Here is a 13,133-nt window from a genome sequence, read left to right on the forward strand (position 1 = left end):
CGACTCTGTCACGCTCGCCCAACGTGGGAGCCGGGCAGTCACCCAGTGACCCCAGGACTCCCGGATCGGCCTGCTGGATCGCCGTTGCGGAGATTTCTTACGAAGCTCGTGATGTCTTGGTGGAGCCTCGGGTGCGCACCCTCCAGCGGGTCCTCTTTCCCGACCACATCCGCGATGTCCGCAAGGCATTCGGCCACGATGGAGTCGGCACGACGTACGCCCCACGTCGTGATCTCGGCGACCAGATCAGCCGTCGTGAGACCGGCGTGGCGGTAGGTCCCGTTGACGGCGAGAGCCATCTTCCCGTCGATGTCGGCGATGTGGGTCTGGGGTACGACGTCGTAGGCGGGCGCTAGGCGGGGCTCGTTGTCGAGTGGATGGAGGATGCCAAGGTTCTTGGCGTGCATGTCGAGGTTGCCGACGGCGACCGCGAGCACGGCCATCTGCGCGAGGGTCACCATGTCAGCCGACTGCGTGGTCCGCTGGAGCGTGTCGGCGATACGACGCAGGCTCACCAGACCGCCGTATTCCTGGTATTTCTGATCACCCGAGGCTCCCAGCGCCTGGCTGAAGTCCTCTTGATGGATCCGACCGGCGGCCGAGCGGTCGAAGCGCTCGATGACCAGAGTCGGCAGACCGTCGAAGTCGTCGATCCAGGCGTCGTGACGGGCCAGCCCGAGCGCTCGCGAGATCCGGGCGCCGTACTCCTCGTCGAAGATCACGCTCGGACGCCGGTCCAGCCGCGGCTTGAGGATGTGGGTCGTCGGATGACCGCCCAGTGCCTGCGCCCAACCACCGTCCTGACGAACCAGAACGACCTTCGGCTGCACGCCCGCGAGAGACGACTTCCCGAGCAACGGCTCGTTGGCCAGCGGCGCACCGACCGGATCCTCGAGCAGTTGCCGGATTCCGACATCGCCGACCGGTTGAAGCGAAGGCGTCTTCGGCTCCGTCGGGTCATCGAGATCCCAGATCTGGAGCGCTCCCGCGACATCACGACCGTAGCGAGCGAGGAAACCCAAGGTGTCCCCGCGACGCAGCCCCGCCTGACGCAGCATGTAGTCGTACTGGTCGCCCTCGGGCAGCAGCTCAGCGAACCAGTTGCGGCGCCGCGAGGCCTGATGTTTGCGTGACACGGCGACGAGCGGAACCGCCACCGAGAGCACGGAGCTGTTCGCGCCGAAACGATCGACTCCGTCACTGCTCGGGACGAAGTCGTACGTCGCAGGCTGGCCGGTCAGCTCGCCGACGACCGTGCCGTAGAGCTCAACGGCGAGACGCATCGCGCTCGTCCTCCCAGGTGGCGGTCAGCTCGACTCCGGTTGCGCGCATCATGTCGAGCAGGCGGCGCACATAGATCGTCGACTTGCCCGATTCGACGTCACTGACCGTGCTCTGCGGCACTCCGACCGTATCCGCCAGCTCCGTCTGCGTCATCCCGCTAGCCAACCTTGCCTGCTGAACCGCCAGCCCGAAGTCGGCCGGCGCCCGCAATCGCGCACGACTCATCTCGATCGCTCCTTCCATCGCGATTTCACGATAGATCCAGAGTATCGCGAAATCGCGATAACACAACGGTATCGTGATTTCCTGATACCCGCATGACGGCACCCTTGGCAGCCTGAACCACCGTGACAAACTCGAAGATCGCAGCCACCTGGTGACTGCGATCTTCGAGTTAAAGGCTGATCAGGCGCCGGCAGCGTCCCGCTCTTCAAGCTTCGTGAGGCAGATGTCGACGATCATGTCCTCCTGACCGCCCACCAGTCCCCGGCGTCCGCACTCCATGAGGATGTCGCGGGTGTCGACGCCGTAGCGGGCGCTCGCGTTCTCGGCGTGGCGGAGGAAGGACGAGTAGACGCCGGCGTAGCCCATAGTGAGGGTCTCGCGGTCGACGCGTACGGGGCGGTCCTGGAGCGGGCGGACGATGTCGTCGGCGGCGTCCTGGAGCTTGAACAGGTCGCAGTTGTGCTTGAAGCCCGACAGGTTGGCGACCGCGATGAACGCCTCGATCGGACAGTTGCCGGCGCCGGCGCCGTGACCGGCGAGGGAGGCGTCGACGCGGTAGACGCCGTTCTCGACGGCGACGACCGAGTTGGCCACCGACAGCGACAGGTTCTCGTGGGCGTGGATGCCGATCTCGGTCTCGTCATCGAGCACGGATCGGTAGGCGCGGACCCGGTCGCGTACGTCGTTCATCGTCAGGCGGCCGCCGGAGTCGGTGACATAGACGCAGTGCGCGCCGTAGGACTCCATCAGCTTGGCCTGCTCGGCGAGCTGCTCGGGCGGGGCCATGTGGGAGAGCATCAGGAAGCCCGAGACGTCCATGCCCATCTCGCGCGCGGCGGCGATGTGCTGGGCCGACACGTCGGCCTCGGTGCAGTGGGTCGCGACCCGGACCGAGCGGACACCCAGGTCGTAGGCCCGCTCGAGGTCGTGGATGGTGCCGACGCCGGGAAGCAGCAGGGTCGTCAGGCGGGCGTTCTTGATGACCGAGGCCGCGGCTTCGATCCACTCCCAGTCGCTGTTGGAGCCGGGGCCGTAGTTGACCGAGCCGCCGGTCAGGCCGTCGCCGTGGGCGACCTCGATGGCATCGACGCCGGCCTCGTCGGCGGCGATGACGATCCGCTTGACGTCCTCGGGCGTGATCCGGTGGCGTACGGCATGCATGCCGTCGCGCAGCGAGACCTCTTGGACGTAGATGGGCGTGCTCACTTGGCGGCCTCCTTGGAAGCGGCGATGCGCTCGGCCATCTGCAATGCGGCCGAGGTCATGATGTCGAGGTTCCCTGCGTACGCAGGGAGGTAGTGCGCGGCGCCCTCGACCTCGAGGAACACCGACACCTGATGGGTGGGCCGGGTCGTCTCACCCTCGGCCAGCAGCGTCTCCACCGGCTGATCCGAGGGGATCTCCTGCACCTGCACCTTCTGCTTGAGCCGGTAGCCGGGGACGTACGCAGCGACGTCACCGACCATCTTCTCGACCGACTCGGTGATCTCCGCAGTCAGCTCCTCCAGGGAGCGCGACCCGCCCTCGACCAGCGCGTAGACGGTGTCGCGCATGATCAGCGGCGGCTCGGCCGGGTTCAGGATGATGATCGCCTTGCCGCGCTTGGCGCCACCGACCTGCACGATCGCGCCCGAGGTGGTCTCGGTGAACTCGTCGATGTTGGCCCGGGTGCCGGGACCGGCGGAGCGCGAGGAGATCGAGGCGACGATCTCGCCGTAGGCGACCGGCACCACCCGAGCGACCGCAGCCACGATCGGGATCGTCGCCTGCCCGCCGCAGGTCACCATGTTCACGTTCGGGGCGTCGATGTGCTCATCGATGTTGACGGCCGGGATGACGTACGGCCCGATCGCCGCGGGGGTGAGGTCGATCAGCCGCTTCCCGTAGGGCTCCAGCGCGGCCGCGTTGGCGACGTGCGCCTTGGCCGAGGTCGCGTCGAAGACGATCTCGATGTCGTCGAACCCCGGCAGCCCGATCAGCCCCTCGACCCCGTCGGCGGTCGTCGCGAAACCGAACCGCTCCGCCCGGGCGAGCCCATCGGAGGACGGGTCGATCCCGACCATCGCGCCCATCTCCAGGTGCTGCGACGTACGCATCACCTTGATCATCAGGTCAGTGCCGATGTTGCCCGACCCGATGATCGCCACTTTGGTCTTGGCTGTGCTTTCCGCTGGCATGGAGGTCACTTCCCTACGCTGAAGGCCACCGAGCCGAGGCCCGACACGGTGGAACGAACGGTGTTGCCCGGGCCGATCGGCCGCATCGGCCCGAGCGCGCCGGAGAGGATGAGCTGGCCGGCGCGCAGCGGCTCCCCGAAGTCGCGCGCGTAGCGAGCCAGCCACTGGACGGCGTTGACGGGGTCGCCCAGGCACGCCGCCCCGGTCCCGGTCGAGACCTCCTCGTCGTCGATCGACATCGACATCGAGACGTCCTTGGGCTCGAACTCGTCCAGCCGCCGGCGCTCGGTCCCGAGGACGTAGGCACCAGCGGAGGCGTTGTCCGCGACGGTGTCACCGAAGGCGATCTTCCAGTCGGCGATCCGGCTGCCGCAGATCTCGATCGCGGCAACGGCGTAGTCGATGGCCTCCCGGACCTGGCCGTAGGAGAGGTCACCCTCGGCCAGGTCGGCGGCGAGCACGAAGGCGATCTCGGCCTCGGCCCGCGGCTGCAGGATCGCGTCGGCGGGGATCACTCCCCCGTCGGGGTGGGCCATGTCGTCGAAGAGCACACCGAAGTCGGGGGTATCCACGCCGATCTGCTCCTGCACCGCCTTGGACGTGAGCCCGATCTTGCGGCCCACGATCTTCGCCCCGCCGGCGAGCCGGGTGGCGGTCAGGCGCTCCTGGATCGCGTACGCCGTCTTCAGGTCGGTCGCGTCCAGCAGGTCCCGCATCGGCGGCACGGGGGTGCCCGTCGCCGAGGCGGTCAGCAGCCGTTCTGCCGCGGCATCGACGGCAGCATCGGACGGGGAGGTCACTTCGTTCATATCCCCACGGTCTCAGCAGACGGGCGAAAGAAGCGGGGTAGGCGTCCCGCTGACCGGTACGGTGATCTCATGCCGCACCAGCCTGCCGATCTCGACACCGTGCTCGGCAAGGCGGTGACCATCCTGCGGGCCTTCACGGTCGACGATCAGGTGCTCTCGCTGGCCGAGCTCGTACGCCGCACCGGACTCCCGAAGGCGACCGCCCACCGGGTCGCCGGTGACCTGGTCACCAACCGCCTCCTGGACCGCACCAACCTCGGCTACCGCCTCTCCGGCGGCCTCTTCGAGCTCGGCATGCGGGCCTCGGTCGAGCGCTCGCTCCTGGAGCTGGCGATGCCGTTCCTCCAGGACCTCTACGAGCGCACCCACGAGACCGTCCACCTGGGCGTACGCGAGGGCCACGACGTCGTCTACGTCGCCAAGATCGGCGGCCACCGCCAGGCCAAGTCACCCTCCCGGCCGGGCGGCCGGATGCCGGTCCACTGCACAGCGATCGGCAAGGTCCTGCTCGCGTACGCAGATCCCGAGGTGCAGCAGGAGGTCCTCAGCAGCCCCCTCGAGCGGCGTACGCCTCACACGATCGTGGCGCCTGGCCTGCTGGAGCGACAGCTCGCCGCCGTGCTCGAGAACGGCGTCGCCTTCGAGCGCGAGGAGTCAGCCGCCGGGCTGCAGTGCATCGCGGCCCCGGTCCTCGCCGAGGGCGGCGACAAGGCGATCGCCGCGATCAGCGTCACCGGCCCGGTGGGCCGCTTCCGCCCCGAGGCCCACGTGACCATCGTCCGGGCCGCGGCTCAGGGCCTCTCCAGCCTGGCGAGTCGCCGCCGCTCCCTGTCCAGCTGACGCGGGTCAGTCCGTGCGTGCCGGCGGCAGGTCGGCCAACCTCGCGTCCGGATGCGCTCGAACGGCGTCGAGGAGCTCCAGCCACCCCCGGCCGACCTCGTCGAGCCTGTCCTCCGAGACGAGCCGGAAGGCAGCGGCGCGCAGCACATCGACACCCACCCCGGGCGTACGTCCGGTGCTGCGCAGCGCCGTCAGCACCTCCTCGACCTGATCGGCAGGCGCGGCGGGGTCACCGGCCAGCGCCCACTCCACCTCCCCCTCGGTCGCGACGCCCTCCTCGTTCACGCGGCCGCCTCGATGGTCGCTCGCTGGCGCTCGCTCATAGCTTCACCCAGTAGCGCCGGGTGAGGCCGTAGCCGTACGCAGCCGCGTCGATGACGTCCTGGAGCTCACCGCTCTGGGACTCGATCGTGCGCGCCGAGGCACCGTTGTCCTCGTCACAGGTGATCAGGACGCGCTCGAGACCCAGCGCCCGGGCCTCGTCGAGCACCAGACCCAACGCTCGCCGGGCGTGCCCCTGACGACGAGACGAGGGCCGCACCGAGTAGCCGATGTGCCCACCCACGTTCTCGAGGAACTCGTTGAGCTCGTGCCGAAGCTGGATGAACCCGACGACCTGGCCGTCGTCGGTGATCCAGAAGGACGAGGCGTGCACCCTCCCGGCGGGCGGCGGGATCATGAGGTTCCTGTCCCGCGCGGTCTTCGCGACCAGCCGCTCGCACGCCTCGCGGCTCACGTCGGCGGCCTCCTCGTCGGGGATGGCGGCGCCGTCGACATGAGCCCCGCCGAACTCGGCGACGGACGCCGCCCAGGAGTCGTAGAGATCGAGCGAGGGAAGGGCAAGTGCTGTCATGTCGCAAGCAGACCAGTCAACGGCCCGCCGGAACAAACCGATATCGCAGAACGACGGGTATCAGCCGTCGATCACCACGGTCCCCTTCGCACGCGAGACGCACAGGATCATGTGACCCTCGCGCTCGTAGTCGGCCAGCGCGTGGTCGCGATGCTCGACCTCACCCTCCAGCACCCGCACCCGGCAGGTGCCACAGAACCCCTGCTGACAGGAGTACGCCTGGGTCGGCCGCACGCGGCGGACCGCCGTCAACGCCGACTCCTCGGCGCCCACCTCCACGTCGACGTCGGAGTCCCCGAGGCGTACCCGGAACGGGCGGCCGCCGAGCACGGGCGGTGGGGAGAACCGCTCGTAGTGCAGCGTGTCGATCTGCGGATCGGGGATCTGCGCGCGGATCGCGTCGATCATCGGCATCGGCCCGCAGCAGTAGAGCGCAGCGCCCTCCGGCGCCAGCGAGATGATCTTGGCCGCGTCCGGGACGCCCATTTCGTCGTCTGGCCACAGCTGGATCTCGTGGTCGCCGACGATCTCCCGGATCTCAGCGAGGAACGGCATCGTCTCGCGCGAGCGGCCGGTGTAGACGAACTCGTACGGCACACCCCGCCGGACCACGTCGCGCAGCATCGGCAGGATCGGGGTGATCCCGATGCCACCCGCGACGAAGAGGTAGCCGGCGGACGAGTCGACGAACGGGAAGGCGTTGCGCGGCCCCTTCAGGACGAGCCGGTCGCCGACGGCGAGGAAGTGCGCCTCGACGGAGCCGCCGCCTCCGCCCGCGGTCGGCTCGATCCGCCGCACGCTGATCCGGTAGGCGGAGAGGTCGTCGGGGTCGGAGTTGAGCGAGTACTGCCGCAGCCGGCCGCTGGGCAGCACCACGTCGACGTGCGCGCCCGGGTCCCAGGACGGCAGATCGGTGCCGTCCTCACGCTCGAACCAGATCGCCTTGACGTCGAGGCCCTCCTCGTCGATCCGGCTGACGCGTACGTGCAGGTCGCGGTCGATCCTGCCGAGCGGCTTGCGGCGCCGCCAGGATCGGTAGGCGGCCTTGGTCCAGTAGCCCCCGACGATCGCCTCGAAGCCCCGGTAGAGCCGCGAGTCGGGGATGTCCGGGACGGCGTAGTGGGCGGGGCCGGTCACTGCGCCTCCGCGATGGCGTCGGCTCGCAACGCCGCCGGCGACTTGGCCAGGTAGCTCACCGCTTGGGCGGTCGAGCCCTCCTTGGACGGGTCATAGTTGGGCAGGAAGAACTTCCAGGTCGCCCACCCGATGCGTACGACGCCCGGCACCAGCCCGCGGCGCTCGGCGTCGATCAGCTTGATCAGCCCCGCCTTCGGTCGCTTCGCCGGATCGGGCTCGGTCGGATCGTTCTTCATCAGGTAGCCGGCACCTCGCCACCACAGGACGAGCAGGGCGGTGCCGCCGAGCAGGTACGAGCGAACCCGACGGACGTAGCGCCCGTCGACATGCTGGAAGACGTCGTAGGCCACGTTGCGGTGCTCGACCTCCTCGGCGCCGTGCCAGCGCAGCAGGTCGAGCATCGTCTCGTCGGCGCCGGCCTCGTCGAGCGCGGGCGAGTTGAGGACCCAGTTGCCGAGCACGGCGGTGAGGTGCTCGAGGCCCGCGATGATCGCGGCGCGCTCGATCAGCCACTCCTCCTTGGCCCGGCCGGTCAGGTCGCGGTCGCCCAGGATCTTGCGGAACAGGGCCTCGATCTCGGCCGCGAACGGACGTACGTCGAGACCGTTGTCGGTGAAGTAGTCCTGCACCTCCTGGTGGGCGGCGGCGTGCACGCCCTCCTGGCCGATGAAGCCGATCACGTCCTCGCGCAGCTGGTCGTCCTCGATCAGCGGCAGGATCTCGGAGAACACCTTGACGAACCACCGCTCGCCCTCGGGCAGCAGCAGATGCAGCACGTTGACGTAGTGGGAGGCGAAGACCTCGCCTGGGATCCACACCAGCGGCAGCTTGCTCCAGTCGAACTTCACGTTCCGCGGGTGGAGGGCCACCTTGGCCGGCTCGTGCCCGCGCTTGCTCTCCTTGCTCATCGCACACCCTCCTTCTCGATGAAGGCCGCGATCTCGCCCGCGACCAGCTCCGGATCCGCGGCCACCACCCAGTGTCCGCCGTCGATGACCTGGGTGACCAGCGACGTCGCGTACGCCCGGGGTGCCTCCGTCTGCAGCGGCACCGTCACGTAGTCGTCGTCACGTGGGGCGATCACCAGCACCGGCACCTCCGTCGACCGTGGCGACGGACGGAGCAGCTTGCCGAGGAAGTTGGCCCGGTAGAGCTCGACACCGTTGACCTGGTCCTTCGTCGGCCGCTCCTCGCCACCGACGAACTTGGCGAGCAGCCCCGAGCGCACCATCGCCTCGGGCAGCAGCGGCAGCTGGAAGGCGAAGACGTACCAGGAGTGGGCCAGCTGCCGCAGCGAGCTCCCCAGGTGGGTCCGCTCGCGCAGCCAGGTGGTCGCCATCCCGAGGTCGGGCCCCGAGATCGACACGTACGTCGCGATCCGGCTGCTCAGCGCCGGATCGGTCACCGACTCCCAGGTCTGGATCGAGCCCCAGTCGTGCGCCGCGACGTGCACCGGCGCGTCGGGTGAGACGGCGTCGATGACCGCCTTGAAGTCTGCCGAGAGCTGCGCCAGGCGGTAGCCGGCGGTCGAGTCCGGAACCCCCGACTCCCCCGTGCCGCGTACGTCATAGGCGACGACGTGGAAGCGCTCGGCGAGCACCTTTGCGACCCCGTCCCAGACGGAGTGGTTGTCGGGGTAGCCGTGGACGAGCACCACGGTCTCGGCATCGGCCGGCCCCTGCTCGTAGACAGCGAGCGTAAGCCCGTCGGTGGTGTCGACCACCCTCTTGGTCACCTCGGTCACGCGTCCTCCTCCGTCGCAGGCATCTCATCAGCAGTTTAATGAGACACCGTGTCCGCGAACAATAGCAAGCACGGATCCTGGATGGCGGAAACGGACCGACCCGCCGCAGACACGGTCGGCGGCGGGTCGGTCAGGAAGCGGTGGCTACGAGGCGCTGTGGGAGTCGGCCAGGCGCGACTCCTCGGCGGCTTGCTCCTCGAGCTCCTTGCGGCGGCGTTCGACCTGCAGAGCGACCTCGGCAGGGTCGTCGATGAGCGCGGCCATCCCGCCTGGGACACGTTCGAGCGCCTCCCGGGCGAAGATCTGCTGCATGGTGGTGGTGCGCTCGGAGCGGTCCTTGCCGATGAACGACATCATCCAGTGCAGGGTCGCGGTGAGCCGGTTGCGGAACCCGGTCATGTAGGCCAGGTGAACCAGCAGCCAGCCGAACCAGGCGAGGACGCCGGAGAGCTTGAAGCTGCCCATCATCAGGACCGCGTTGAAGCGGGAGATGGTGGCCATCGAGCCCTTGTCGAAGTACTTGAAGTTGCCGGGCTCCGGCTTGTTCTTCAGACGGGCCTTGATCGTCTTGGCCGAGTGCTTGCCGCCCTGGATCGCGACCTGCGCCACACCGGGAAGGTGGTCGAGGCTGATCATGTCGCCGACCACGAAGATCTCGGGGTGACCCGGCAAGGTCAGGTCGGGGTTGACGGAGATCCGACCTGCCCGGTCGAGCTCAGCGCCGGTCTGCTTCGCGAGTGTCTTGCCCAGCTCGGAGGCCTGGACGCCGGCGGCCCAGATCTTCGCGATCGAGCCGATCCGCTCGGTCCTGCCGTCCTTGAACTTCATCTCGATGCCGAACTCGTCGACGTGCGTGACCATCGCGCCGAGGATGACCTCGACACCGGCCTTCTCCAGCGCCTTCTCCGCCTTGGCGCCGAGCTTCTCCCCGAACGGCGGCAGCACCTGCGGCGCTGCGTCGACGAGCACGACTCGCGCCTTCTCCGAGGAGATGTGGGTGAAGTCGTTCTTGAGTACGCGGTGGGACAGCTCAGCGATCTGGCCGGCCATCTCCACACCGGTCGGGCCGGCACCCACGACGACGAAGGTGAGCAGGTCGCCGATCGGCTCGCCGCGCGAGGCGGTCAGCTCGGCGATCTCGAAGGCACCGAAGATACGCCCGCGCAGCTCGAGCGCGTCGTCGATCGACTTCATGCCGGGGGCGAACTCGGCGAAGTGGTCGTTGCCGAAGTAGGACTGCCCGGCGCCGGCAGCGACGATCAGCGAGTCGTACTCGACGTTGATCTCCTGGTTGAGAATCTGCGCCTTGACCTGCTTGGACTCGGTGTCGATCTCGGTCACCTCGCCGAGCAGCACTCTGGCGTTCTTCTGCCGGTGCAGGATGTCTCGGGTCGGCGGGGCGATCTCGCCCTGCGAGAGGATCCCGGTCGCCACCTGGTAGAGCAGCGGCTGGAACAGGTGATGGGTCGTCTTCGCGATCAAGGTCACCTCGACGTCGTCGCGGCCCTTGAACGCCTTCGCGGAGAAAAGACCCCCGAAACCGGAACCGATGATGACGACCCGGTGCTTTGCCTGGTCCGCTGACATTGACTAATCCCCTACCTCAAACGAGATCTTTTGAACGTTCCACCTCATATTCTGAACCATCGCGGCGGATCTGTTCATTCCCGGGCGCGACTACTTCGTCACAGTTGCCGGGCAGTCGCAGAGCATGTGTTCCCGCCGCGTGTCCGTTACCGAGTCGAAACCCCTTGACTTTAATCTGTGAGGGCGACCGGGACCTTGTGCCCTAGTGGTCCATGGCCCGGATCAGACACCTTCAAGTGCGGAAAATTCTTGCAACGAACAGCACACAACGAGACCGTGTGGATCCCGACCCGCGAGATCGGAGGAGAACATGCCGTTGAGCCGGCCAGCTCTCCTGCTCCGCACCGGTTCCCGCGCCGTCCAGGACGCCCGCGTCTGGGTCCGAGCGGCCTGCGAGGAGATCGAGCGCACCGACCTCGTCGACTGCGCTGAGTTCGGCGTCTCCGAGCTCGTCTCCAACGCGCTCTTCCACGGCACCGCCCCGGTCACGATCCGGATGCGCGGCACCGTCGGCCACCCGCGCGTCGAGATCCGTGATGGCTCGACCGAGCCGCCCCTGCTGCCGGTCCCGCTCGCCCTCGACGACGAGGACGAGGTCCTGCTGACGGTCGGTCGCGGCCTCTCGATCGTGGCCAGCGTCTCGGACGCCTGGGGCGCCGACATCGACGCGTCCGGCAAGACCGTCTGGTTCACCCCCGCGGCCGAGATCGACGAGGGCGACGGCGTCGAGGGCGTGATCACCGGACCTCCCGGCGCTCCCCCGAAGCCCGAGCGCCTCGGCACCGAGGCGGTCGAGGTCAGCATCCTCGGCGTACCTCTCGCCCTCTACAGGGGCTTCCAGCATCACTTCCGGGAGCTGCGGCGCGAAGTACGCCTCCTCTCGCTCGCCCACGCCAACGACTACCCGCTCGCCGCCAGCCTCTCGGCCCTGTTCGGCTCGCTGGAGCGCCAGCTCCTCGACGGCCTCGGCCACGGCCAGCTCTCCGGGGTGATCGGGTCGGGCTCGGGCCGCGACCGGGAGACGGCGGACCTGCACGTACGCATGCCGCGGTCCGCGGCCGAGACGATGCGCCGCTTCCTCGACATGCTCGATCTCATCGACGAGTTCTGCCGTCAGGAGCGGCTGCTCGTCCTGGCCCGCTCGCCCGAGCAGGTCACCTTCCAGCGCTGGTTCCTCGGCGAATACCTCACCCAGGCCGCCGGCGGCCGCCCCACCAGGTGGAGCGCGGCGCAGATGACCGGGCTCCATTAGAAGCCGTACGCTGTCGGCGTGCTGCGTGAGCATGGCGACCTGCTCGCCCCCATAGCTGCTGGCGGAGCACTCGGCTCGCTGGCCCGCTGGGGCCTCACCACCGTCCTCCCCCACGGCGGCCACTCCTGGCCGTGGGCGACCTTCCTCACCAACGTCTCCGGCTGCCTGCTGCTGGGCGCGCTGATGGCATTCGTCCTGGGCCCGTGGTCCTCTGTCCCGTTCTGGGGCCGCTACCTGCGCCCGTTCCTCGGGGTCGGCGTGCTCGGTGGCTACACCACGTTCTCGACCTACGAGCTCGAGACGTACGTCCTGGGCGGTCACGCGCCCGCACTCGCGATGCTCTACCTGCTCGCCTCGGTGGTATCCGGGATCGGCGCCGCCTGGCTCGGGCTGACGCTCGGCCGGGTGGTCGTGCTCGACAGCGGCCGCAAGGTCGTGGTCGACGGCATCGACCCCGACCTCGATCCCGACCCGGCCCCGGATCCGTGCCGAGGAGACGAGCGATGACCGCGCTCCTGGTCCTGCTCGGCGGCGCGATCGGTGCGCCGGCGCGCTACCTGACCGACCTCTACGTCCGGGAGTGGACCGGCACGGACTTCCCTTGGGGGACGATGGCGGTCAACGCCGTCGGCTCGCTCTTGCTCGGCCTGCTGGCCGGAGCGGCCGCGAGCGGCGTACTTCCCGGGTGGGTGCTCACCCTGGTCGGAACCGGTTTCTGCGGGGCCCTGACGACGTTCTCGACCTTCTCCTACGAGACCGTCCGCCTGGCCGAGGACGGCCGGTGGCGATCGGCCGCGCTGAACGTCCTCGGCTCCCTCGCCGTCGGGACGGCCGCGGTCAGCCTCGGCTGGTTTGTCGGCTCAGCCGTCTAGGCCCAGCCGAGCTGGTGAAGCTTCTCGTCGTCGATGCCGAAGTGGTGGGCGATCTCGTGGACGACGGTGATGCGGATCTCGGCGGCCAGGTCGATCTCGTCCACGCACATCTGCTGGAGAGGCTGGCGGAAGATGAAGATCCGGTCCGGCAGCGTGAGGCCGTAGAGGTCGTTGCGGTCGGTCAGCGCCACGCCGTCGTAGAGACCGAGGGTGTCTTGGGGCTCGCCCTCGGGCGGCCACTCCTCGACGAGCACGACGAGGTTGTGCACCTGGGCGGCCAGCTCGTCCGGAATGGCGTCGAGCGCCTGGTCCACGAGTTCGTCGAAGCGCTCCGGGCTTATCTCAATCCCCAC

Annotated in this window: 16 protein-coding genes; 4 read left to right on the forward strand and 12 right to left on the reverse strand. The window is 68.7% G+C overall.

Annotated elements, in window-relative coordinates; all coding sequences use genetic code 11:
- Window positions 1–38 precede the first annotated feature (38 nt).
- The 5 genes from ACFX43_RS08325 to ACFX43_RS08345 all read right to left on the reverse strand — a co-directional run bounded on the left by ACFX43_RS08325 (window position 39) and on the right by ACFX43_RS08345 (window position 4,495).
- Window positions 39–1,283: a type II toxin-antitoxin system HipA family toxin gene (locus ACFX43_RS08325; RefSeq protein ID WP_378819331.1), complete on the reverse strand. Its 1,245-nt coding sequence runs from the start codon at window positions 1,281–1,283 to the stop codon at window positions 39–41.
- Entirely contained in the window at window positions 1,267–1,611 is a 345-nt protein-coding gene (locus ACFX43_RS08330) for a helix-turn-helix domain-containing protein (protein WP_378819334.1), read from the reverse strand. Before ACFX43_RS08330 ends, ACFX43_RS08325 begins: the two co-directional genes overlap by 17 nt.
- Before the next feature lie 78 nt (window positions 1,612–1,689).
- Window positions 1,690–2,715, reverse strand: coding sequence for a 4-hydroxy-2-oxovalerate aldolase (gene dmpG / locus ACFX43_RS08335; RefSeq protein WP_378819337.1), 1,026 nt, complete (start codon window positions 2,713–2,715; stop codon window positions 1,690–1,692).
- Entirely contained in the window at window positions 2,712–3,686 is a 975-nt protein-coding gene (locus tag ACFX43_RS08340; RefSeq protein WP_378840794.1) for an acetaldehyde dehydrogenase (acetylating), read from the reverse strand. Before ACFX43_RS08340 ends, dmpG begins: the two co-directional genes overlap by 4 nt.
- A gap of 5 nt (window positions 3,687–3,691) precedes the next feature.
- Window positions 3,692–4,495 (reverse strand): 2-keto-4-pentenoate hydratase, encoded by an 804-nt coding sequence (locus tag ACFX43_RS08345; protein ID WP_378819339.1) that lies wholly within the window; start codon window positions 4,493–4,495, stop codon window positions 3,692–3,694.
- 69 nt (window positions 4,496–4,564) lie between these two features.
- On the opposite strand from ACFX43_RS08345, the gene ACFX43_RS08350 reads away from it, so the two are divergent.
- The gene (locus ACFX43_RS08350; protein ID WP_378819342.1) at window positions 4,565–5,335 is read left to right on the forward strand and encodes an IclR family transcriptional regulator; all 771 of its coding nucleotides are present in this window, start codon (window positions 4,565–4,567) and stop codon (window positions 5,333–5,335) included.
- A 6-nt stretch (window positions 5,336–5,341) separates the two neighbouring features.
- On the opposite strand, the gene ACFX43_RS08355 is transcribed toward ACFX43_RS08350, so the two are convergent.
- The 6 genes from ACFX43_RS08355 to ACFX43_RS08380 form a co-directional block, all read right to left on the reverse strand.
- A complete protein-coding gene (locus ACFX43_RS08355; protein WP_378819344.1) occupies window positions 5,342–5,620 on the reverse strand; it encodes a hypothetical protein in 279 nt (92 codons plus the stop codon).
- 34 nt (window positions 5,621–5,654) lie between these two features.
- Window positions 5,655–6,188: a GNAT family N-acetyltransferase gene (locus ACFX43_RS08360; RefSeq protein ID WP_378819347.1), complete on the reverse strand. Its 534-nt coding sequence runs from the start codon at window positions 6,186–6,188 to the stop codon at window positions 5,655–5,657.
- Between the two features lie 60 nt (window positions 6,189–6,248).
- Complete coding sequence (locus ACFX43_RS08365) at window positions 6,249–7,325, reverse strand: PDR/VanB family oxidoreductase (protein ID WP_378819350.1); 1,077 nt, start codon at window positions 7,323–7,325, stop codon at window positions 6,249–6,251.
- Window positions 7,322–8,233: a metal-dependent hydrolase gene (locus tag ACFX43_RS08370; protein WP_378819353.1), complete on the reverse strand. Its 912-nt coding sequence runs from the start codon at window positions 8,231–8,233 to the stop codon at window positions 7,322–7,324. Before ACFX43_RS08370 ends, ACFX43_RS08365 begins: the two co-directional genes overlap by 4 nt.
- Window positions 8,230–9,069 carry an alpha/beta fold hydrolase gene (locus ACFX43_RS08375; RefSeq protein WP_378819355.1) on the reverse strand — a complete coding sequence of 280 codons (840 nt, stop codon included), beginning with the start codon at window positions 9,067–9,069 and terminating at the stop codon, window positions 8,230–8,232. The genes ACFX43_RS08370 and ACFX43_RS08375 overlap by 4 nt, the downstream gene beginning before the upstream one ends.
- A 144-nt stretch (window positions 9,070–9,213) precedes the next feature.
- On the reverse strand, window positions 9,214–10,656 hold the full coding sequence (locus ACFX43_RS08380) for an NAD(P)/FAD-dependent oxidoreductase (RefSeq protein WP_378819357.1): 1,443 nt from the start codon (window positions 10,654–10,656) through the stop codon (window positions 9,214–9,216).
- A gap of 310 nt (window positions 10,657–10,966) precedes the next feature.
- Here ACFX43_RS08380 and ACFX43_RS08385 point away from each other — a divergent pair, with 310 nt between their 5' ends.
- Genes ACFX43_RS08385 through crcB form a run of 3 tightly spaced genes read left to right on the forward strand, consistent with a single transcriptional unit; the run spans window position 10,967 to window position 12,780 of the window.
- Window positions 10,967–11,908, forward strand: a complete 942-nt coding sequence (locus ACFX43_RS08385; protein WP_378819360.1) for an ATP-binding protein — start codon at window positions 10,967–10,969, stop codon at window positions 11,906–11,908.
- Between the two features lie 18 nt (window positions 11,909–11,926).
- Window positions 11,927–12,415 (forward strand): fluoride efflux transporter FluC, encoded by a 489-nt coding sequence (locus ACFX43_RS08390; RefSeq protein ID WP_378819363.1) that lies wholly within the window; start codon window positions 11,927–11,929, stop codon window positions 12,413–12,415.
- Window positions 12,412–12,780 (forward strand): fluoride efflux transporter CrcB, encoded by a 369-nt coding sequence (gene crcB / locus ACFX43_RS08395; RefSeq protein ID WP_378819366.1) that lies wholly within the window; start codon window positions 12,412–12,414, stop codon window positions 12,778–12,780. The genes ACFX43_RS08390 and crcB overlap by 4 nt, the downstream gene beginning before the upstream one ends.
- Here the strand turns inward: crcB and ACFX43_RS08400 are convergent.
- Window positions 12,777–13,133, reverse strand: a complete 357-nt coding sequence (locus ACFX43_RS08400; protein ID WP_378819369.1) for a metallopeptidase family protein — start codon at window positions 13,131–13,133, stop codon at window positions 12,777–12,779. The genes crcB and ACFX43_RS08400 overlap by 4 nt on opposite strands.

This window comes from Nocardioides sp. YIM B13467 (assembly GCF_042788075.1).
GTDB lineage: Bacteria > Actinomycetota > Actinomycetes > Propionibacteriales > Nocardioidaceae > Nocardioides.